Origin of the sequence: Paenibacillus sp. NFR01, assembly GCF_900111565.1 — a bacterium.
In the GTDB taxonomy this organism is placed as follows: Bacteria; Bacillota; Bacilli; order Paenibacillales; family Paenibacillaceae; genus Paenibacillus_AQ.
Window position 1 is genome coordinate 89,302 of sequence record NZ_FOIK01000007.1, and the last position, 21,258, is coordinate 110,559.

Below are 21,258 nucleotides of genomic sequence, written 5' to 3' on the forward strand. Positions count from 1 at the left end.
CACGTCTGTTAAATGTACGGTTTCGATCCGCTTACTGGTTAACGATGGCCTTTACTTCAACGGCGGCCGAATCCAGCTCTTTCTGGATGCTGTCTTTGCCGTAAGTGCCCTTCACGCCGGCAACGATATCCCAGATATTCGCAAAATGCTTCTGCAGCGCGGTTTCGGTCGGACCCCATTGCGGAATGGACGGGTAGCTGCGTCCGTATTTGGTGGCTTCCGCGAAGGCCTTCATGTTCGCATCCAGATCGGAAGCGTTCAGCAGCGACTGCTTGGAAGGCAGCTGGCCGGAGATGTTGGCGTATGCCTGCTGCGCTTCGTCCGAGGACAGGTACTTGATCAGATCCCAGGTGGCTTCCTTGTTCTTGGAGCCCTTGAAGACCGTCAGATCGCTGCCGCCGACGAAGGTGTACTGGCCGCCGGGACCTGCAGGAAGCGGAGCAACCGCGAAATTCTTGGCGGCCGCCTTATCGTCCATGCCGCCGTTAGCCTTCGGCGTGTTGAAGTTCTTCGCCAGCCATGGGCCGGAGATGATTACCGCCGAGTTGCCGTCGCCGAAGTCGCTTTCGATCTGCGACGAGTTTTTCTCCAGCGAAGCCTTGTCGACCAGGCCTTCGGCTGCAAGGCCGGTGTAGTACATCACGCCTTCCAGACCTTTCTCGTCGTTGAAGGTAACCGTCTTGTTGTCGTCCGCCAGCACGTTGCCGCCGGCCGCCCAGATCCAAGGGAAAATATTGTGGACGACGTTCCAGTCGTTTTTGCCCGGCAGGCCGAGCGCCGCCATTTTTTTGCCGCCGACCGTGATACCGTTGACTTTCTCCAGCGCCGCCTTAAACGAATCCCAATCCTTGAAGGCCGTTGCCGTATCCACGCCCGCCTGCTGGAAAGCGTCGGTACGGTAATAGATGGCGCGAGCGTCCACGAACCACGGCACGCCGTATACATCCTCCTGGCCGGAGATCGAAGTGGTGTTCCAGATCGCCGGCAGGAACGCATCGGCTCCGCCTACGTCAGCCACTTTGTCGTTGAGCTTGTCGATGCCGCCCATGCTGGCGATCGCCGGTACCCAGGTCGTGCCCAGCTGGAGCAGGTCGGGTCCTTCGCCGCTGGTAGCGGCTGTAGTGACCTTCGTCCAGGCAGAGCCCCAGTCCAGCACGGTCACTTTTACTTTGACGTTCGGATGCTCCTTGAGATAAGGGTCTATCGTCTTCAGGAAGTCGGCGTCCGGCTTCGGACTGTTCGGCATGATCCAGGCGGTCAGCGTAACCGGATCCTTACTTGCTTCCGGTGAGGCTTCCGCATTGGCGGATGCCGCCGGAGCAGTTGTTTCTTTTGCATTGTTATCCGAATTCGATGCCTGGTTTCCGGCGTTGTTATTGCCGCCGCATCCGCTGACTGCAAGGGTCAGTGCCGCCAGCAGCGCTGCGCTTGCCATTCCTGTTTTTCTCATTTCTAATCTCCCCCATTGTAGGTAGTTAAGGAATGCGGAGGACGGTCGTCCGTCCCCGCATCTTTATTATGAAGGCGCCGCTCCCGGGTCTAAATACCAAATCCCAAGCCTGAATAACAAATAATCAAGCCTGAACCCGTGATCATGGTTCCTTTCTGTTTCGAGTCCTTACGGACGGTCTTCTTTGACCAGATGGATATCGTCGATCTTCACTTGAAGATTCCCGGTATCGTCCTCCCCGATTTTGCCAAGCTCGAACGAAATGCGTCCGATTGGGGTACCGCCTCCGGTCACGTCGAATTCGACCGTATATTCCGTATAGTCGCTTCCCACCTCGACCACGCTGCTCGTATAGCCGTGCCAGGTATAGTTGTTGGCCGCGTCGAGCCAGCCGATGCTGACGTTCATGGAACGCGGCTTGGTCGATTTCGCTTTAAACATAAGGGTATAGTGGCCGCCGTCCTCATAGGAGATTCCTTCATAATACACCTGACGGTCCCAGCTGTTGCTTCCGGCGGAACCCACCTGAATGGCCAGCGTCTGATCGATATTGGATATAGCGAGTTCGCCGTTATCGGGCGAATAATACGTCCAGCCCTGAAGCGGACCGGCAAAATCCCCATTCGGGAGGAGGTTCTCCGCATAGGAATGTCCGGCCAGTACGGGATTGACGCGCAGCAGCGAGATGTTATCCAGCGTCACCCGGTGCTCGCCCAGCATTTCCGTGACCTTGCCCAGATTGAACTGGAGCAGCGCTTCGGAGTCTGTAGCCGGAGCAGTGAAATCATACGCGTAGTGTCCGCCGGTCCCGGTCAGGCTCGCCGTTTCGTTGAAATACGGGGTCCAAATGTTATCTTTAGTCCCGTCGCGCTGGAGAACGACCCGGATCTGGCGGTCAAGAGACGCATCGGCGTCAAATTGGAGCCTGTAGACATTCCCTTTAACCAGCGGGAGATGTCCTTGCTTGACCTGCACGTTCCAATCCTCGTCGCCGCTTCCGCCTACGTCGATACGGAGATCGCCATTATCGGCAATCATCACGGTATTCTTGACCGGATCGCTGTCTACCCAGTCTTTCTTGAACAGCGTCCAGCCTGCGGTCGTATTCGTGTCTACGCTGCCATTGACGATCAGCTCCCGCGTAAGATCGAGCCAGGCCAGGTTATAGCCTTGCCCTTCAAGGCGGAAGTAATAGGTTCCGGGTGCCAGCGTTAACGGGAGGCCCGGAAGCGCCCGGTAGGACCGGAGTCCGCCGGTATCGCCGATGCCGGATGCATAGACCGCTGCGGTCACGACCGGACGCTTGGTTTCATCCAGTACGCTCAGCTGCAGGCTGGATCCCGCATCGGCGCTGGCCACGCGGGCCATCGGGATGAAGGTGCCGCCTTGGCCAACGGTGACCTTGAAGTCCGCGTAATCTCCCGTATCCATCCCGGTAATCTCCTGGCGTCCTTCGCCGCTTGGCACCAGCGATACGCCCGATGCGGTCCAGAACTGATCTCCCTGCAGGTGCAGATATCCGTTGAGCGCTGCCGGAGCCGCCATACGCACCAGAGAGACATTATCCAGCTCCGTCGTGCCAGCGTTCCGGCCCAGAAGGAAGGAGAGCGTGCCTTTCACATCCGCCGCGCCGGGAACCACAAGCTCAGCGGTATAGTTCTTCCAGTCGGAGGTCAGCGCGATTTCGTTCCCGTCCGGGAAGATGGCGTCCTGGCTTCCCGCCTTAAGGCCAAGGGCGAGTCCTTGCCCGTCCTCCGTTCTGGCGTCGAAGCTCAGACGGTACGAGCCGGGAGACAGCGGCAGATCTGCCTGCGACAGCGATACCGCATCGGCCGAGCTGCCGTCCTTCGTTACCTCGGCGCTGAATTCCCGCTTCATGAGCGGCAGCTCCAGCCGGTTCGTTACCTGCGCCTTGGCTTCCGCTCCCGAATCCGGCTTGACGCCGAAGGTCCAATATTCCATTCGTCCGGCGCCAAGCTCGAAGGCGCCGTTATAAATCAGGTTGCCGTCTGCAAGCGGCGTCCGTACGACCGGCAGCGGGTCCGTTTCGACCACGCGGACATTGGCAAAGTAAGCAGGCACTGTATTTTTGCCGAGATTAAATTCGAAGCGGACATTGTTGTCGGTCGTCTGCTTCATGTTGAAGGTGTACTCGTAAGACTGCCACTGATTCGTCAACTGGAAGTTCCGTTCTTCCGAATACGCCGTCCAGCCGCCTCCGTACTGGGTCAGCTTGCTCATGAGCGGCCGGTCCTGATCGGCCTTGGCCTCAAAGGTGACCTTATAGGCTTTGTTCTTCTCCAGCAGCAGCGGCATCTGCGTCAGCTGAATGGAGTAATTCTGCGTGCCTCCGTCGCTGATCGCCACCTTGGCCACTTGACCCTTGTCTTGATCCTCTACGACGCTGACGCTGCCCGCTCCGCTTGCATTGGTGATAAACTCCCATTCCTTCGGCACGCCGTTAGTTGCGGCGCCCTCTGTGAAGTCCCCGTTATAGATCTGGTTGCCGTCCGCCAGCGCCGGGCGCTGCGGAACAGCCGCTTCGGGAGGGGTCGGCCGTTCGCCTGTCGGCACCGGCCACTTCTCCAGGTTCTTGTACTGATAGACGCGGACATAATCCACGTACATCCGGTCCGACTGGAAATCTCCCGCAGGGTTGCCCGGCCAATCGCCGCCTACGGCCAGATTGAGAATCATATAGAACGGACGGTCGAACGGCGCCGGGTATGCATAATAGTCCGGCTGTCCGGCGGCCTTGGTGCCCCAGTCGCTGCTCTCGAAATATTTCTTGCCGTCCACATAGTAACGGATCAGTCCGGGCAGCCATTCCATCGTAAAATCATGGTAGTCGTCTGCGAAGGTCTGTCCTGGCGGCAGCACGTAAGTCTTCGACTGGGAAGCATGCGGGATGTCATAATGCAGCGAGCCATGAACCGTGCGCGGGTAGAGGTCTGCCTTCTCCTCATCGCCGGCCACCGGTCCAGTCAACTCCATAATGTCCATCTCGCCGCTGCCCGGCCAAGGACCGTACTGCTTCTCCTCGTCCGTTGGCATCATCCAGATGGCCGGCCACATGCCCTGCTGGATCGGAAGCTTGGCGCGAACCGTAAACTTGCCGTACGTCCAGTCGCCTTTCAACTTAGAGGTCAGTTTCCCGGAGGTATACTGCTTGCCCTCATACCCCTGCTTGCGGGCTTCCAGCGTCAGTACGCCGTTGCCGCCTTCCTTCTCCACGAATGCATTGCTCGGGTGGTAATATTCCAGCTCGTTGTTATAGACCACGCCCGTATCCTGCACATTCCACTTGCTCGTATCAATGGAGCTGCCATTAAATTCGTCGTTCCATACCAGTTCCCATTGATCGTCGTCCGTGGACGGGGTCGCGCTTGGAACGGGCGTTGCGGATGGCGTTGGCGCGGCAGTCGGGTTCGTTGCCGGGCCGCCGCCCGTTCCGGCGGAAGGGCTGGCGGACGGGGAAGGGCCTGCTCCGCCTACGCCCTGCAGGGAAGCCCCTTCCTGCACCGGCTGATCGTTCAGGCGCACGCCGGAGGCGGCGACCTTCAGCAGTCCGATGCTTCCCTGATTCTTGATGCTGGAGCCGCCTGCGGACGCTCCGACCAGCAGCTCGCCTGCCCGCGAACCGGCGGACAGTTCAAGCAGGGCCGGCCGGACCAGCTCCAGCCGGGCGGCGGCGGTTCCGTCTTCAAGCGCTACGCGAACCGGGGAGCCCGGCTTGTCGACGATCACCTTCTGGAGAGAAGCTCCGCGGAAGACGACGGAATGCGACCCGCCCCCCGAAATCCGGGTTGCGCCGCTCACCTTCACGCCCGACACAGCCGCTTCGCCTTCGCCGACGCCGGCGGTCACGTAGAGATTGCCGGTGACGGCGCCGCCCTTCACGGTGACGCCCGGACGGTTGACAATGACGCTGCCCGTGACGTCGCCGATCGTGTAAGACCCTTCGGCCGGACTGATCCAGCCGATCATCCGGCCGAGCAGGGCGGCCAGCTCGCCGCGGGTCAAGTCTGCCTGCGGCTTGAGCTGGCCGTCCCCGGCGCCGCCGAGATAACCGGCGGCGATCAGCGCGTTCGCCGCTTCGCGGGCGTACGGCTTCACCTCGGCGCCGTCCGGCTTGTCGGCGAGCGCATCACGCTGCTCCGGTTCCAGCCCGAACGCACGGTACAGCAGCGTCATCGCTTCCTGCCGCGTTACCGGAGCATTCGGCGCGAAGCGGCCGTCCGGGTAGCCGGTGACGAGACCGGCGGCATAAGCCTGGCGCACCGGCGCTTCATACCACGAAGAAGCGCTTACATCGCTGAACGTGGCTGCTCCTTGTTCGGCGTAGCGGAATACCCGGACCAGCACGGCCGACAGCTCTGCCCGCTTGACGGCGCGGCCCGGTTCAAACCGCCCCTGGCCGTCGCCCTGCAGAATGCCGGCCTTCGACAGCTTCTCCGCCGACGCGGCGGCCCAGTGGCCGGTCATGTCGGCAAAAGCCGCCGACGGGGCCGCGTTTCCGGCCGCCGAAGCGGCCGCCGCCTGACGGCTGAAGCCTCCGCCCGGCCAGCTGCCTAGCAGCAGCATGGCTGCCATCAGTCCGCTAATGGTTTTGCGGTACAACATATGATTCCTCCTTACGGATCGCATGAATATCCGGCACGTTTTGCCGGTCGATTTCAGTATGAGGTACGCCCTCCGGGGAAGACATACCATTTCCTTAGTCTGCATAACAAAGATGCAAGCTGCCCGTGCATGTCAGGTCGGCAGGGGGAAGGAACGTCTCAACGCAGCTCCGGCGGGATTACCATAGGGCCGAGCCTTCAAGGAGGACCCTCCCGGCGCAACAAAAAAACACTCGTCCAGGGAAACCGAGTGTTTAGCGATAGGCTTATTTTTCAAAAATACGGAGTCGGCCAGAAGCCAACTCTTATAAGAAGGGTTTAGCTTAACTCCAACACATCGAGCCTTCCGTCAAACGCCGCAATGCTTAAAGATATGCTCGATATAATCCCTTGCACTTTGGTCAATCTCCTCATCGCTGGCCCGAAACGAGGCGCCGAACACGGCGAAATAGGGCAGCGCCACGGCGCCCGCATGTCTTGCGCTGGCAACGAAAGGCGTAATCAACTGATCCACGGTAAAAGAAACGGAGCCCTCCGGCACATAATTGTTCTTTTTATCGCCGATGGACATGGCAAGCCCCAGCTTTGTCCCCTTCAGCTTGTCGCCCTGCGATCCATAGGCCCATCCATAAGTCCACACCTCGTCAAACCACTTTTTCAGCAAAGGCGGATAACTGTACCAATAGAACGGGAACTGCAAAATCACATGATCATAGGCCTCCAACAGATGCTGCTCCCGGGGAACATCAATGTTCCAGTCCGGATACGCTTTGTACAGCTCATGAACGGCAATATCGTTTGGGTAGCGCAGCAGCTCTTGTGTCCAGCGCTGATTTACCCTTGAACCCTCAAGGTTCGGATGTGCTATAATCACAAGTGTTTTCATTAGGAAATCCCCTTCTTTGACTGCTTTTTTTGGAATATTCTTATTATCCAACGGGCGTTCCCAGATGAAAATACACACAATGAAGTAAGGTAGTTACTTCAAAGTGCGTATGGAAGGATCAGCAGAAAACGAGGTGTTATCCGATGAAACAATATACCCTGGGCATCGAGGCCACGCTGGAGATCATTGGCGGAAAATGGAAAGCTCTGATCATATGCCAGTTAATGACCGGCGCAAAGCGGACAAGCGAACTGCAGCACAGCATTCAGGGGATCTCGCAAAAGGTCCTGATCCAGCAGCTTCGCGAGCTTGAAAGGGATGGGCTCGTCAAGAGGCATGTGTACCCGCAGATGCCGCCGAAAGTCGAATACAACCTCACGGACTACGGCATTACAGCGAACAAGATCGTGGATGTGATGTGTGCCTGGGGGCAGGAAAATATTAAACGCAGGCAACAGCAGGGAGAAGAGATCGTTTTGCTGGAGGGGACGTCACCGGAGAACGTGGAGGATTCCATGTAGCTTGAGGGGCTCCCAAAAAGGAGGTCGGCGCGATGCCGAAAAACGACAATATGCTGGCCATCTTATGGCTGCTGAATTCAGGCGCGAAAGTGACCGCCAAACAGATCGCCGAAAAGCTGGAGATTAACATAAGGACCGTTTACCGTTATATCGATGCGCTCTGCGCCAGCGGGGTGCCGATTATCTCCGACGCAGGCCATAATGGCGGGTATCGTTTGCTGAACCATTTTATCCGCGCGCCGTTGCTGTTTGACCTGGAGGAGCAAAAGGCGCTGCTGCATGCCGCCGTGTTCGCCCATGAAGCCGGGTACCCTTTTAGCGTGGCCCTAAACAGAGCAACGGACAAGCTCAAAATGTATGCAAACCAGGAGCAAGAGCATCTCCTCAATCGCCATCTGGCCGGTTTCGAAGTGATCCACCGCGAGATTGCCCCTTCCGTGAAGGCAAAGCTGGAAGAACTTGAGCGGGCGGTAGCCGGCGAATGCTCGATCGAGATTGAATACCACAGCAGCCATGCCGAGCAAGCCCAGCCCAGAGTGATTGACCCTTACGGCATGCTGTATTGGAACAATAAATGGTATACCGTCGGATTTTGCCATCTGCGGAATGAAATCAGAAGCTTTCGGGTGGAGCGGATTCAGCAGATTACGCGGACCCCGATGGGGTTTAAGCGGCCGGAGGCTTTTTCCGCCAAGGAATTTTTCCTGCGCAATCTGTTGCCTGACCAAGCCGGCAAGCAAGAGGTCGTTTCATTAGTAATCCATGGGCGGCCCGAAGCGTTGGATGATCTGTGCATCCATTGGTTTCTGGGGCATCATCTGAAGGAGAGGACGCCCAATCAAGCGGTATTTGAGCTGGACGAAAGCGCCATCCATGCCTATGTGCCTTATTTCCTGCTAACCTATGGCAAAGCCATTCAAGTGCTCGAGCCGCAGAGCATGAAGGACAAGCTGGTATCGGTTGCAGCGGGTTTAATGGAATATTATCGGACGTAGCAGCTTCACTGACAGCGGTTGTCAGGGGAGCTGTTTTATAATGCAGAGGAAGACAAGGCAGAAGCCAAATAAAAGGAGCGATAACCATGGCGGACAGCAGTAAAGTTGCAGGCGTAACCGGAAAATACACCACCCATGGAACCCCCAACGGGTCCACGTCCATTACCCCATTTATTGTAGTGAATAATCCGGCGGAAGCGATCGAATTCTATCAGGCGGTATTCCAAGCAAGGATTAAGGATGTTAATGAATTTCCGGATGGCAATGGCGGCACGATCGTAGCACATGCGGAATTGGATTTCGGAAACGGCTTTCTGCAGCTGGGAGCCGCGAACCCGGCCTATCATTTGGTCCTGCCGCCTGGTGGGGAAGATGCCTGTTATTCTTTGGCCCTTTACGTTGCCGATGTAGATCAGGTATTTGAAAACGCGGTAGCCAAAGGAGCGAAGATCAGGGAGCCGATCGGCAATTTCGTTTCGGGTGACCGGTTTGGCAGTATTATTGACCCCTTTGGCGTAAGGTGGAGCCTGATGACCCGGATCGAGGACTTATCCGAGGAAGAGAGCGTCCGCAGAGTGAGAGAATGGGCGAAGAACCTGGGCGGGGAATGAGGCACAATGCAGAGAGGGGCTTGCCCCCTCTTTTTTTGATGAAAACGAATGAGTCTTCGGGGTTCCTGCTAAATACCTGACTCCGCTTCGAGGCTGAGACCCCACGTTGTGGGGTTATTTGGGCTTTGCCCGGCACGTACGCTACGCTTGCGGTTATGATATACTGTGCTGTAACAGCATGCATAGAGAGGTTTTGAAGATGACGAATAATTTTTGGCGCGATTTGCCGCGTCCTTTCTTTATACTGGCGCCCATGGAGGATGTGACGGATGTGGTGTTCCGCCATGTCGTAAGTAGAGCGGGCCGGCCGGATGTGTTTTTTACGGAGTTTGCGAATACCGAGAGCTACTGTCACCCGGAGGGGCATCATGCGGTGCGCGGCCGTCTGACGTTTACCGAAGATGAACAGCCCATCGTCGCCCATATCTGGGGAGACAAGCCGGAATACTTCCGGCAAATGAGCATTGGTATGGCGCAAGAAGGCTTCAAGGGCATCGACATCAATATGGGTTGTCCGGTAGCGAATGTAGCGGAGAATGGAAAAGGAAGCGGCCTGATCTGCCGTCCCGAGCTCGCGGCGGAGATCATCCAGGCGGCCAAAGCCGGGGGGCTGCCCGTCAGCGTAAAGACAAGGCTCGGGTTCACGGACATCGACGAATGGCGCGGCTGGCTGACCCATATTTTGCAGCAGGACATTGTGAACCTGTCCATTCATCTGCGCACCCGGGAGGAAATGAGCAAAGTCGACGCCCACTGGGAGCTGATTCCAGAGATTAAGAAGCTCCGCGATGAGGTGGCGCCGCATACGCTGCTGACCATTAACGGGGATATCCCAGACCGTGAGACCGGCCTCAAGTTAGCGGAACAATACGGCGTGGATGGGATTATGATCGGGCGCGGGATTTTTCATAATCCGTATGCGTTTGAGCAGGACCCGAAGGAACACAGCAGTAGCGAATTGCTGGATCTGCTGCGGCTGCATCTGGATCTCTATGATCAGTATTCGGCGCAGGAATCCCGTTCGTTCCGCCCGCTGCAACGCTTCTTCAAAATCTATGTCCGCGGATTCCGCGGGGCCGGGGAATTAAGAAATAACTTGATGAATACCCGGTCAACGAGTGAAGTGCGCGCGCTGCTTGATGCTTTTGGAAGCTTGGAGCAGGATGGGGCGGAGGAATAGAATAGACGCAAATAGCTGAGGATCGGCGGATGGAACGGGACAAACCCGGAGCCAGCAAGCCTTTCCTCTGTTTTGGTATAGGGAGGGAAATTACATGTCCTGGAGCAAATTGAAGCAACAACTGGAGAGCTTTCTCAGTCCTGCGTTAGCGGGAAGGGTAGAATACCGTGCACCCGCTTACCGCTATTTACATGATAAATCCGGTACTTGTTATATCGCGGTGGATAAGAAGAACGTGCTCAACATGAGCGACAAAACGAACGGGATCCGGTGGTATCTATCGGAGCTGGAAATCAAAAATGACCCGACGATCCACTTTCCGATCAGCAACGACGATATTGAGGCCGTCCGCAAAGAGACCAAGGGAACCGTACCCGAAGATCGCCTAATAGTCATTGCCCGAAACCGAAAAAGCACAGAGCTTGCCAAAGAGCTGATGGCCGCGCAGGCTGCATTAAGCAAATCGAATTTTATCGCAGAGGCGAACAAGTTCTTAACGACTTCTATAGAGAAGAGCTTGGAGAGCGATGAGATACTAATGAATGTGTTTGCGCTGCTGGATAAGCGGGTTGGGAAGAAGCGGATTTTGGGTATGGCGGAGAAGATGGAGAGTAAGCATCCGATTGTGCGGTATTTTTATGGGTTGCGGCGGGGAGCGTTGTAAGCCGAAGGAGCTATAAGTGAATATCATGAAAAATGAGGACTCATGTGATGCCGAAAAACGATAATATGCTGGCGATCTTATGGATGCTGAACGCCGGCGTGAAAATGACGGCGAAACAGATCGCTGAAAAGCTGGAAATCAATATCCGGACAGTGTACCGGTATATCGACGCACTATGTGCCAGCGGCGTGCCGATCATATCCGACTCCGGTCATCATGGCGGGTATAGCTTGCTGAGTAATTTTATCAAGGCACCTCTACTATTTGATATCGATGAAAAAAAGGCGCTCCTTCATGCTGCTCTATTTGCAAAAGAAGCCGGATACCCTATGAGCGGGGCATTAGACAATGCGGCAGCAAGGTTGCAAATGTATTCGAATCAGGAGCAGGCAAATATACTTAGCCGCCATTTAGCCGGCTTTGAAGTGATTAATCGCACCGGTCCTCCTTCGGTTCAGCCGGTACTCGCGGAATTGGAGCAGGCTGTAGCCAATGAATACGCTGTAGAGATGGATTATCGTACAGGCCGTGAAGAACATTCTAAGCATAGGGTGATTGACCCGTATGGAATGGTGTACTGGAACAGCAAGTGGTATACGGTTGGATTTTGCCGCCTGAAGAATGAAGTCCGCAGCTTTCGGGTTGATCGGATTCTAACTATACAGCGTACAGCACTAAGATTTAAGCGATCTGAGGCTTTTTCGGCCCGCGAGTTTTTCATGCACAATCTGTTGCCTGATGTAGCAGATAAAGAAGAGTTAAGTTCATTAATTATACGAGGCAGTGCAGATGCGTTGGATGACTTAGGTCTGCATTGGTTTTTGGGACATCACCTGACAGAGCGGACAGCAGATCAGGCCATCTTTGTACTTGAGGAACAAACGATTCTTAGGTATGTCCCTAATTTTCTTCTGCCCTATGGGAGAGCCGTTCAAGTCATTGAACCACAGAGCCTGAAGGCGAAGCTTGCTGCGGTTGCAGCGGACTTAATGGAATATTATCAGCTTTAATGGCTTCACTGACAACGGATGTCAGTGGAGCTATTTTATGATGGAGATAATAAATGAGGGGGGAATTATATATGAATAGTACAGTATATCTCTATGTGCTTGACACAATGGCAGACTGGGAAATTGGTTATTTAACTGCCGAACTGAACTCGGGAAGATATTATCAAAAGGAGCAGGCCGCATCTAAAGTAGTTACCGTGGGGATCGAAAAAACGCTGGTAACTACAATGGGCGGATTGAACATCATGCCTGACATCACACTGAAGGAGTGCGTCCTTACGAGCGCAGATATTTTGATTTTACCGGGTGGAGATACATGGACAGATACCATTCACGAGCCCGTCCTGCAAACCGCCGTGAGATGTATACAGGAAGATATAGGGGTAGCCGCGATTTGTGGAGCTACAATGGGACTTGCCCGGACAGGATTGCTTGATTCACGCCCGCATACCAGCAATGATCTGGAGTACCTTAAAATGATTTGTCCCGCGTACACAGGCGAACCATTCTACAAACAGCAGCCTGTTGTAACTGATGGCAAACTGATCACTGCCTCTGGAGTAGCCCCGCTGGAATTTACTGTGCATGTCTTGAAAGCCTTGGATGTGTTTTCTTCGAATACATTAGATGCCTGGTACAATCTTTACAAGACCCAGGAGCCTAAGTATTTCTATGAGCTGATGAGTTCAATTCACTAGGGTATCAAAAAGGGTGAATCCGAGCGAATTTCAGGGATCTCTGAGATTCGCTTTTTTTGCGCTCTGCTTGACAAGCAGTCTAATTAGACTATAAAATTGAAGCGCGTAGTCTAATTAGACTATAAATAAGAACACTACTCCAATCAAATATTAATTATAGAAGGAATTGATCGAAATGATTAAATCGTTTCTGATGGCAGGACAGTCGAATATGGCTGGACGGGGTTTTTTACATGAAGTAACCCCTATTTACAATGAAAAAATACAAATGCTGCGTAATGGCCGGTGGCAGATGATGGCCGAGCCGATCAATGTGGACCGTCCGGTCTCCGGAATAAGTCTGGCAGGTTCGTTCGCAGAGGCGTGGTGCCGGGAGAATCCCGAGGATCGCATGGGCCTCATTCCTTGTGCGGAAGGCGGAAGTACCCTGGATGAATGGGCGGTAGAGGGTATCCTTTTTAGACACGCTGTAATTCAAGCTAAATTCGCGATGGAGAATAGCGAGTTAACCGGAATTCTCTGGCATCAGGGAGAGAGTGACAGCACCAATGGCAATTACAAAGGGTATTATCAAAAGCTGCTTCGAATTATGGAGGGATTCCGCAAGGAGCTGAATGCGCCAGAGCTTCCTATCCTGATTGGCGGGCTAGGGGATTTTTTAGGCAAAACCGGTTTTGGCAAACACTGCACGGAATATGAGCTGGTTAATCAGGAATTGCAAAAGTTCGCCGTGGAGCAGGAGCATTGTTATTTTGTCACCGCCTCAGGGTTAACTTCCAATCCGGATGGGATTCATATGGATGCCATTTCTCAGCGGAAATTTGGTCTGCGGTATTATGAAGCCTTCGCCAGTAAGCAGCATGTAATGAAGCCATTAGATAACGAGGATGAGTTGCTCCGTCTTATTCAGGAGAGAACCCATACCCAGGCAGAGAAGATCTATATGCACAGTATGGATTTAGCATTAGGGAAGATAACCTATGATGAATTCGAAGCTGAACTCAGAAAATGAGGTGTTTGGTTGATCCCCTTACTAATATTAGGTTTATTAAAACAAAACCCGGGTTCTCACGGGTATGAATTATTAGCCTTAATGGAAGAGAGGCACTATAAATATATCGTGAATTTCACCAAAGGCTCCTTCTATTACAATCTTCAGCAGTTGGAAGATAAACAATGTATTGTAAAGGTGGATCCATCATCCAAGAGCTCCAGAGAGACGAATAACTATGTCATCACGGAAACCGGGGAAAGAGAATTTGAGCAATTGATGGTGAAAGTTGGCGCCAAGACCGACTATGTCAATTTATCTTTTTATGCAGCCCTGCTGTTTGCGAATGAATATAACCGTGAAGAGCTCACCAAATTAATCGAAATACAAATTGAACAAAGCAAACAGAAGATCAGTTTACTAGAACAATCAATTGAGCATAATGAGGCACTCCCGGTTCATTTCAAAAAAATGCTGGAAAACTCGCGTGCTCATCATCTGGTAAACGTTAAGTGGTTTGAGGAGTTGCTGCAAGAGAAGCTCAGTTGAAATGACAAAGAAGACACCGGGAAGCTCCTGGTGTCTTCTTTTTTTTGGCGGAAGCTTTCTTAAGTGCGCTAGAGCAGAAAAGGAAGTATGGATTATCATTTTGATAAATGAATATTCCTATTATATTTTTGGTAACTGTCAGGGGGTGCCGGATTGAAGCTCAAAATCAAAGCAGGCAGACTCAGTCGATTATTCATCTTTGCGGGTTTTGGCGTTATTTAGCTTACAACCGGATGCAGTCCTAAATCGAAAGAAGGTGTGCAGCAAGTGACTGTAATTGTACCTGCGAATGAGATGATTACAATACCTTGGAATGAAGGATGGTCAGTGGCCGTAAGCGTTACCCCGGGTATTCCGTTCGAGCTGCAGGGGAGCGAAGAAATGACCTATGAAATATCGGGTGACACGCATTACTTATGCGTATAGAAAGAAGGAAGTCCTGAAAGTATGAGCGAGGCCGAAAGCACCGCGAAGGCTGGGGAGAGCTTTTACTGGAACTCTTTTTTCGAAGATCCTGCTAAACCCCTTTCTGGAATGGAAGCCTCTTGGATTAACATCATCCGGGATCAGGATGGATATCTGACAGGATGGGTTCTGGTCAAAATATTACCTATGTCAGAAAAGGCAGGAAACGGAGACGTGACTCCGAGGTTTAAAGACAGATATTGTCGCAAGCGTGGCTTTTCCTCAGCAAGACGGGGCTTCCCAGCTTGTTTCTGAGGAAGATTTAAGGAATCTAGAAGCGGGCTATAGAAAATAAGCATTGAATGTGAGCGAATTTCAGGGATCCCTGAGATTCGCTTTTTTTGTTCTGTTTCCGATCGTTACTTTACCGGCTTCAGTTTGTATTGAGGACAACGATGGTCGACACATGCGTATTGGACCTTCTTTGTAAACTGTAATCCAGCGTGTTTATAGTAAACGTGGAACATTTAGGTTACATACCATGGCTTCCCGTTTTATTACGGCTCACCCTGATGAGGGGATGTTGAGCTTGGGAGGAAGCAATTAAAAGGAAATCTTAGCTGGGCAAGTTCAACTGGTAGATTCACCCAGGAGTGATATAATGAATCAAGAGACTTAAGACTTAATTTGATATTAAGGACGGGCGAAAGATGAGTCAACTTCAAGTGGCGTTGGAATATTGCAAGGTTGTCAATTATGCCATGCAGCAAAATTATGTACCTATTATCCGCAAATTGTGGATCACCCATACAAATGCCAGCGAACTACGGAATGTCCAAATTGTAATCCGGACACAGCCTGAATTTGCGCATGAGTGGAGTACGACGCTGGATGTATTGCTGCCGGAGCAGACAACGGATATGGGAACAGTTCCCCTGCAGCTGTCGCCTGCGTTTCTCGCCCAGTTGACGGAGAGAATGGCTGGCAGCTTGGAGCTAACTGTACAACATGAAGGGGCGGTATTGCTACAGCATATCGTGCCAATGGATGTCCTGGCTTTTGATGAATGGAACGGGCTGGCGGAACTGCCCGAGATGATCGCGGCTTTCATATCGCCTAACCATCCCGAGGTACTGCGATTGGTAGCAGAGGCGTCGGGTATTCTGGAAGGCTGGAGCGGATCCTCCTCATTCAATGCGTACCAGAGCCAGGATCCAAACCGGGTGAGGTTGCAAGCGGCTGCCATATATGCTGCCATCCAGAAGGAGGAACTGACTTACTGTGTTGCCCCGGCCAGCTTTGAGCAGATCGGCCAGCGTATCCGGTTGGCGGATAATCTGTTCACTAATCGAATGGGTAATTGTCTGGACATAACGCTGCTCTATGCGGCCTGTCTGGAAGCGGTAGGGCTTCATCCGTTGATCGTTTTTACTGAAGGTCACGCTTTTGCGGGGGTATGGCTCGTAGAGGAAACATTCGCAGACAGCGTTCAGGATGATATGTCTCTGTTGACCAAAAGGCTGGCTTCCGGCATTCATGAGATTTGTCTGATTGAAGCCACCGCATTGACAGCCGGTAAAAATATATCGTTTGAGGAAGCAGAACGCCTGGCGGTCTCGCAATTAGCGCAGCCGGAACGATTCGACGTCTTTGTCGATGTCAGACGCGCAAGAGGGAGCGCCATTCGTCCCCTGCCGCTTCGCATAGCCACACCAAATGGATGGGAAATCAGGCATCCTGAACCGGCAGCGGGAATCGGATCTACTGAAGCGCCTCGTCAGATCGACGTGATGGATCGGCCTGCTGAAGTAAGATCTATCACTCTCTCCAAGCAAAAAGAATGGGAACGAAGACTGCTGGATCTTAGCCTACGCAACGGGCTGTTGAACTTCCGTCTTAGTCGCTCCAGTGTCGGTATTCTGAATTCGGACTTGAGCCGCATTGAGGATGCGCTCGCGGGCGGAGAGGAGTTTCAACTGCTGGCCATGCCGAAAGACTGGCAGGGCAACGGAAGAGATGCCGATTTATTCCGCACCATTGGCAATGACGATCCGCTTAAAGAACTGCTGAACCATGAATTATTGAATAAGCGTCTGCGTTCTGATTTGACCGAGGCGGATTTAAGCAACCGTTTGATTCATTTGTATCGCTCCGCCAAATTATCTATGGAGGAGAACGGTGCAAACACGCTATATTTGGCGCTTGGTCTGCTGCAGTGGTATGAAACCGGAGTGAGTCAAAAAGCCCGTTATGCTCCGCTCGTCCTGGTCCCCGTCGAGCTGGTTCGGAAATCGTCCAAGCAAGGAATTGTCCTGAGGGCCCGCGATGAGGAACCGCAGTTTAATATTACGCTGTTGGAATTACTGAAACAGGATTTTGGAGTGGATATCGGCGGTTTGGATCCTCTGCCGAAAGATGAGCAGGGAGTGGATTTAAAGCAGGTTTTTACCATAATCCGGCATGCTGTAATGAGCCATACCCGATGGGATGTTATTGAAGCTGGATATTTGGGCTTGTTTTCCTTCAGTCAGTTTGTCATGTGGAACGATCTGAGGATAAGATCTGCAGAATTATCGAAGAATCCGGTTGTAGCCAGTTTAATGGCGGGGCAGCTTCAGTGGACTCCCGAAGATGTTTTTCCGGAAAGCCATGTTCTGGACTCTCAATACGGTGTGGAACTAGGAGCCGTGCCGATTAGTGCTGACTCCTCTCAGCTTGCGGCCATTTATGCCTCCGGTGAAGGACAAAGCTTCGTTCTTCACGGCCCTCCGGGTACTGGGAAATCCCAGACGATAACTAATATGATTGCTAATGCACTGGCTTCGGGGAAAAAGGTGCTGTTCGTCGCCGAGAAGATGGCTGCCCTGAATGTAGTGCGAAATCGCCTGGCGTCTATCGGCTTGGATCCGTATTGTCTGGAGCTGCATTCAAACAAGAGCAAGAAGAGGGCGGTGCTGGATCAGTTACGTCTTGCTCTTGAAGCGCCCGGCCGCCGTTCTCCTGAAGATTGGGAGAGAACTGCAGCCAAGCTGACTGAAACGAGGCGGCAGCTGAATGAATATGTCTTGGCGCTGCACCGGAAGAGCGGGAACGGTCTGTCGGTGTACGACGCGATTGCGCAATATAGCAAAGTAAGAGCGATGCCGGATTCGGTTGTATTCGAACCGGCGGCAGTCGGTGCGCTGTCCCTGGAGCAATTCCATGAATGGGGAGAGCTTGCGAGAGAGCTGCATGCCGCTGCTGAGCAATGCGGGCATCCTGCAGGCCACCCATGGTCGGAGACAGGAATATCCGATTATACTCCGGGGACGAAAACGCAGCTTGCCAAGCTGCTTACCGATTGCCTAGCCAAGCTGAACGTTTGCGATCAAGCGCTGAAGGCAGCAGTGAACGCGGCTTCGCTGCCTCACGGCACCGTGACCCGGAGAGAACTGGGTTTGCTTGCCGAGTTATGCAGAATGCTTGCTTCTATCCCTCATGTAGCTTCAGGGCTGATCAAGAGCAATGAACTTAAGCAGGATGCGGCTCAGATCAGCTTCGTCGTTCAACATGGCCAATGGAGAGACGAACTGAGGTCAAACCTTTCAGTAATATTTGCCGATTCAATCTTCTCGATGGATGCAGCAGAGGTGCTTGCATTATGGAAGAAGGCCGAGCTTCAGTGGCTGGTGCCAAAGTGGATGCAGCAGAACCGTATTTATAAGATGTTACGGAGACAGCTGCAACCTGGAAAGGATTTATCCAAAGCAGAGGTCGAATTAAAGCTACGGGATCTCATTCAATACAAACAGGAAGATCAGCAAATTCAATGCTTGGAGTCCTCCATACGTCCTCTTCTGGGCGAGGACCTATGGAATGGCGGAAGGGGAGACTGGCAGGCTGCGGCAGAGGTGAACGACTGGGTGATCCGACTCGACCGTCTCCTAGTCTCTACTTCCAGCTGTGGTAGCAATCCTGGGGGGTTCCGCCAAAAACTTGTGCAGCTGCTAGCTGCGGGTAAGGAGAGCTTTATCCAGCGCTGCGGAAACCTCTTAACCGAATTTGCCGAGTCCGTACAGGTATTACAGCAGACGGAACAGCAGTTAATGACCCTTTTGGAAGTAAACCGGAGCAAGTTTGAAGCGAAGAGGCAAGGGGAAGCCTGGATTCCACTTATGAGAGAACAAGCAAACCTATGGTTGAGCAATCTGGACGGAATTCGGGACTGGTGTGCTTGGCGGAGAGTACGAGAGAAATCGGCGAAGGCCGGACTGCTGCCGTTGCTGCAATCTCTTGAGCAGGGACGGATCTCCTTGGAACTGGCAGTGCCGGCATTTGAGAAGGGACTTTATCGGGCGTGCGCGGAGCACTTGATAGCAGAACGTGCGCCGCTAAGGGTCTTTTCCAGCCGGTTGTTCGAAGAATCAATCAAACAGTTTCAAGAATGGAATGACCTTTTTGAACAAATTACCCGCGAAGAGATCATTACTCGACTTGCGGCGAAGATTCCAAGTACGGCGCAGGAAGCCGCGCAGAGTTCGGAACTTGGCATTCTGCAAAGGGCAATTCGCAGCAGTGGCCGAGGCATCTCCATCCGCAGACTGTTTGAACAAATTCCCAACCTGCTTCAGCGGCTGTGCCCATGCATGCTGATGAGCCCGATTTCGGTCGCTCAGTATCTGAATCCTTCCAACCCGCCATATGATCTGGTCATCTTTGATGAAGCTTCTCAAATGCCAACTTGTGAAGCCGTGGGAGCGATGGCGAGAGGAAAGCATGTGATTGTCGTAGGAGATCCGAAGCAGCTTCCGCCTACAAGCTTCTTCTCTTCCGGACAAAGCGAGGTAGGAGAGAATGACCTGCTTCAAGAGGATTTAGAGAGTGTGCTGGATGATTGTCTGGCTCTGGGCATGCCACAAGGCCATCTGCTTTGGCACTACAGAAGTCGCCATGAAAGCCTGATTGCGTTCAGCAATATCCAGTACTATGATAACAAGCTGCTAACGTTCCCTTCACCGAATGAACGGCTGTCGCGTGTGACGCTGCAGCAAGTCGAGGGTGTCTATGATCGCGGGAGAACGAAGCTTAACCGGGCTGAGGCGGAAGCAGTCATTCAGGAGATCATACGACGTCTTCAAGATAACAAGCTTCGTCACTATAGTATCGGGGTAGTAACATTCAGCGCCGTTCAGCAGAGCCTCATTGAAGATATGCTGGATGAAGCTTATGCTAGACAACCTGAGCTGGAGGCATGGTCGCAGGAAATGAACGAACCGATTTTTGTAAAGAACCTGGAAAATGTTCAGGGCGACGAGCGGGACGTCATTTTGTTCTCCATTGGTTATGGTCCGGATGCATCTGGCAAAGTTAGCATGAATTTTGGACCGTTAAACCGCGAAGGTGGCTGGCGGCGCCTCAATGTTGCGGTTTCACGTGCCCGGTACGAAATGAAGGTGTTCTCTACCTTAAAGCCGGAACAGCTGAACACTTCGCGTACAAGCGCGCAGGGAGTGGCCGGGTTGAAGGCTTTTCTCGAGTACGCAGCAAAAGGGAAAGAAGCGTTAGGCTTTCGCAGCTCTGTCAGCACTTCTCATTCCCGGCTCCAGGGGGTGGAAGTTCAAGTTGCCGAAGAACTACGGAAGGCGGGACATCAGGTAGACGTCCAGATTGGAGTATCCGGCTACCGGATCGATCTTGCAGTTGTGGATCCGGAGGATTCATCCAGGTATGCGCTCGGCATTGTCTGTGACGGATATGGCTATGAACAGGCGAGAACAGCCAGAGATAGAGAGATATTAAGAAATCGTGTGTCGGAACAGCTCGGTTGGAAGCTGCACCGGATGTGGTCGCTGGATTGGTGGGAGAATCCAGAACGCGAGCTTCAAAAGATAGCTCACGCCTTAGAGCATGTTTTGCAGGCTGAGAAAGAAGCGATACCAGAGAAGGCTGGGCAGGAAGAGATGGAACCGGCTTATGCGGTAAGTCAAGAAACCCGGATTCCAAATTCCTGCAAGCTTGAAGGCAATTTGGTTGAGCCGTCAACGGCGGCAGTAGCGAACAAGCCGAACGATCTGAAGAGATATAAGCCCTATATAGTTCCGCTTGCAGGGTTGCAGGCGGAGGAGTTCTATTCGGGTCAGCATACCTTAACCTTGTGCAGACAAGTTACTGATACTATTGAGTATGAAGGGCCGATCAGTAGACAGCAGCTATGCAAAAGAGTTCTTCAAGCATGGGGAATTTCCAGAACTGGTTCACGAATTGAGAAAAGGTTCGACGAAGTCTTTGCCAAGCTTAAACTTGCGACAACGAAGCGTGAAAAAGCCGTATTTTTCTGGCCGACCTCCATCTCCCCCAACTCTTATACCGAGTTCCGGGTGGCTTTCACGGAGAATGAACGGCGAAATGCCGAGGACTTGCCCCCAGAAGAGATTGCCAATGCCATCAAACATGTTCTTAGCAGCCAAATCAGCTTGCCTAAAGAGGATTTGCTTAAAGAAACAGTCAAGCAGTTGGGATATCAGCGCAGCGGCACATCTCTGGATAAAGCAATTCGGAGCGGAATTCAGCTTGCCATTGACCGCGGCTATGTTGCAGTTGACGAGAGGGAGCGCATCGTCTTGGTTTAGGCGGTTCCATTTAGTCGCAAATCACAAATTCTCCTTGTTCTCGCAGCATTTGAATGGAAGCCAACTTT

14 protein-coding genes are annotated in these 21,258 nt (G+C 52.9%); 11 read left to right on the plus strand and 3 right to left on the minus strand.

What is annotated here, in order from left to right; genetic code table 11:
- Window positions 1-31: 31 nt before the first annotated feature.
- The 3 genes from BMW84_RS21850 to BMW84_RS21860 form a co-directional block, all read right to left on the minus strand.
- Window positions 32-1,450, minus strand: a complete 1,419-nt coding sequence (locus BMW84_RS21850) for a sugar ABC transporter substrate-binding protein (protein WP_091072068.1) — start codon at window positions 1,448-1,450, stop codon at window positions 32-34.
- A gap of 168 nt (window positions 1,451-1,618) precedes the next feature.
- Window positions 1,619-6,073: a carbohydrate binding domain-containing protein gene (locus BMW84_RS21855; protein WP_175498992.1), complete on the minus strand. Its 4,455-nt coding sequence runs from the start codon at window positions 6,071-6,073 to the stop codon at window positions 1,619-1,621.
- Between the two features lie 348 nt (window positions 6,074-6,421).
- On the minus strand, window positions 6,422-6,958 hold the full coding sequence (locus tag BMW84_RS21860) for an NAD(P)H-dependent oxidoreductase (protein ID WP_091072074.1): 537 nt from the start codon (window positions 6,956-6,958) through the stop codon (window positions 6,422-6,424).
- 143 nt (window positions 6,959-7,101) lie between these two features.
- Between BMW84_RS21860 and BMW84_RS21865 the strand changes: the two genes are divergently transcribed.
- The 11 genes from BMW84_RS21865 (at window position 7,102) to BMW84_RS21915 (ending at window position 21,190) form a co-directional block, all read left to right on the plus strand.
- Complete coding sequence (locus BMW84_RS21865) at window positions 7,102-7,479, plus strand: winged helix-turn-helix transcriptional regulator (protein WP_091072076.1); 378 nt, start codon at window positions 7,102-7,104, stop codon at window positions 7,477-7,479.
- Window positions 7,480-7,511: 32 nt separating this feature from the next.
- A complete protein-coding gene (locus BMW84_RS21870; protein ID WP_091072079.1) occupies window positions 7,512-8,474 on the plus strand; it encodes a helix-turn-helix transcriptional regulator in 963 nt (320 codons plus the stop codon).
- 86 nt (window positions 8,475-8,560) lie between these two features.
- Window positions 8,561-9,085 (plus strand): VOC family protein, encoded by a 525-nt coding sequence (locus BMW84_RS21875; RefSeq protein ID WP_091072080.1) that lies wholly within the window; start codon window positions 8,561-8,563, stop codon window positions 9,083-9,085.
- A 199-nt stretch (window positions 9,086-9,284) separates the two neighbouring features.
- Complete coding sequence (locus BMW84_RS21880) at window positions 9,285-10,265, plus strand: tRNA dihydrouridine synthase (protein WP_091072081.1); 981 nt, start codon at window positions 9,285-9,287, stop codon at window positions 10,263-10,265.
- Between the two features lie 94 nt (window positions 10,266-10,359).
- Complete coding sequence (locus tag BMW84_RS21885; protein ID WP_091072083.1) at window positions 10,360-10,929, plus strand: SF0329 family protein; 570 nt, start codon at window positions 10,360-10,362, stop codon at window positions 10,927-10,929.
- Window positions 10,930-10,976: 47 nt separating this feature from the next.
- A complete protein-coding gene (locus BMW84_RS21890; protein WP_091072086.1) occupies window positions 10,977-11,939 on the plus strand; it encodes a helix-turn-helix transcriptional regulator in 963 nt (320 codons plus the stop codon).
- Between the two features lie 71 nt (window positions 11,940-12,010).
- Window positions 12,011-12,637, plus strand: a complete 627-nt coding sequence (locus tag BMW84_RS21895) for a type 1 glutamine amidotransferase family protein (protein ID WP_091072087.1) — start codon at window positions 12,011-12,013, stop codon at window positions 12,635-12,637.
- Between the two features lie 175 nt (window positions 12,638-12,812).
- Window positions 12,813-13,649 carry a sialate O-acetylesterase gene (locus BMW84_RS21900; protein ID WP_091072089.1) on the plus strand — a complete coding sequence of 279 codons (837 nt, stop codon included), beginning with the start codon at window positions 12,813-12,815 and terminating at the stop codon, window positions 13,647-13,649.
- A 9-nt stretch (window positions 13,650-13,658) separates the two neighbouring features.
- A complete protein-coding gene (locus BMW84_RS21905; protein WP_091072091.1) occupies window positions 13,659-14,177 on the plus strand; it encodes a PadR family transcriptional regulator in 519 nt (172 codons plus the stop codon).
- Between the two features lie 447 nt (window positions 14,178-14,624).
- Window positions 14,625-14,897: a hypothetical protein gene (locus BMW84_RS25105; protein WP_254773089.1), complete on the plus strand. Its 273-nt coding sequence runs from the start codon at window positions 14,625-14,627 to the stop codon at window positions 14,895-14,897.
- A 395-nt stretch (window positions 14,898-15,292) separates the two neighbouring features.
- Entirely contained in the window at window positions 15,293-21,190 is a 5,898-nt protein-coding gene (locus tag BMW84_RS21915) for a DUF3320 domain-containing protein (RefSeq protein WP_091072093.1), read from the plus strand.
- The last annotated feature ends 68 nt before the right edge of the window (window positions 21,191-21,258 follow it).

Coding starts and splice junctions, on each gene's coding strand:
- BMW84_RS21850 (WP_091072068.1), bottom strand. CDS start 1,450: ATGAGAAAAACAGGAATGGCAAGCGCAGCGCTGCTGGCGGCACTGACC.
- BMW84_RS21855 (WP_175498992.1), bottom strand. CDS start 6,073: ATGTTGTACCGCAAAACCATTAGCGGACTGATGGCAGCCATGCTGCTG.
- BMW84_RS21860 (WP_091072074.1), bottom strand. CDS start 6,958: ATGAAAACACTTGTGATTATAGCACATCCGAACCTTGAGGGTTCAAGG.
- BMW84_RS21865 (WP_091072076.1), top strand. CDS start 7,102: ATGAAACAATATACCCTGGGCATCGAGGCCACGCTGGAGATCATTGGC.
- BMW84_RS21870 (WP_091072079.1), top strand. CDS start 7,512: ATGCCGAAAAACGACAATATGCTGGCCATCTTATGGCTGCTGAATTCA.
- BMW84_RS21875 (WP_091072080.1), top strand. CDS start 8,561: ATGGCGGACAGCAGTAAAGTTGCAGGCGTAACCGGAAAATACACCACC.
- BMW84_RS21880 (WP_091072081.1), top strand. CDS start 9,285: ATGACGAATAATTTTTGGCGCGATTTGCCGCGTCCTTTCTTTATACTG.
- BMW84_RS21885 (WP_091072083.1), top strand. CDS start 10,360: ATGTCCTGGAGCAAATTGAAGCAACAACTGGAGAGCTTTCTCAGTCCT.
- BMW84_RS21890 (WP_091072086.1), top strand. CDS start 10,977: ATGCCGAAAAACGATAATATGCTGGCGATCTTATGGATGCTGAACGCC.
- BMW84_RS21895 (WP_091072087.1), top strand. CDS start 12,011: ATGAATAGTACAGTATATCTCTATGTGCTTGACACAATGGCAGACTGG.
- BMW84_RS21900 (WP_091072089.1), top strand. CDS start 12,813: ATGATTAAATCGTTTCTGATGGCAGGACAGTCGAATATGGCTGGACGG.
- BMW84_RS25105 (WP_254773089.1), top strand. CDS start 14,625: ATGAGCGAGGCCGAAAGCACCGCGAAGGCTGGGGAGAGCTTTTACTGG.
- BMW84_RS21915 (WP_091072093.1), top strand. CDS start 15,293: ATGAGTCAACTTCAAGTGGCGTTGGAATATTGCAAGGTTGTCAATTAT.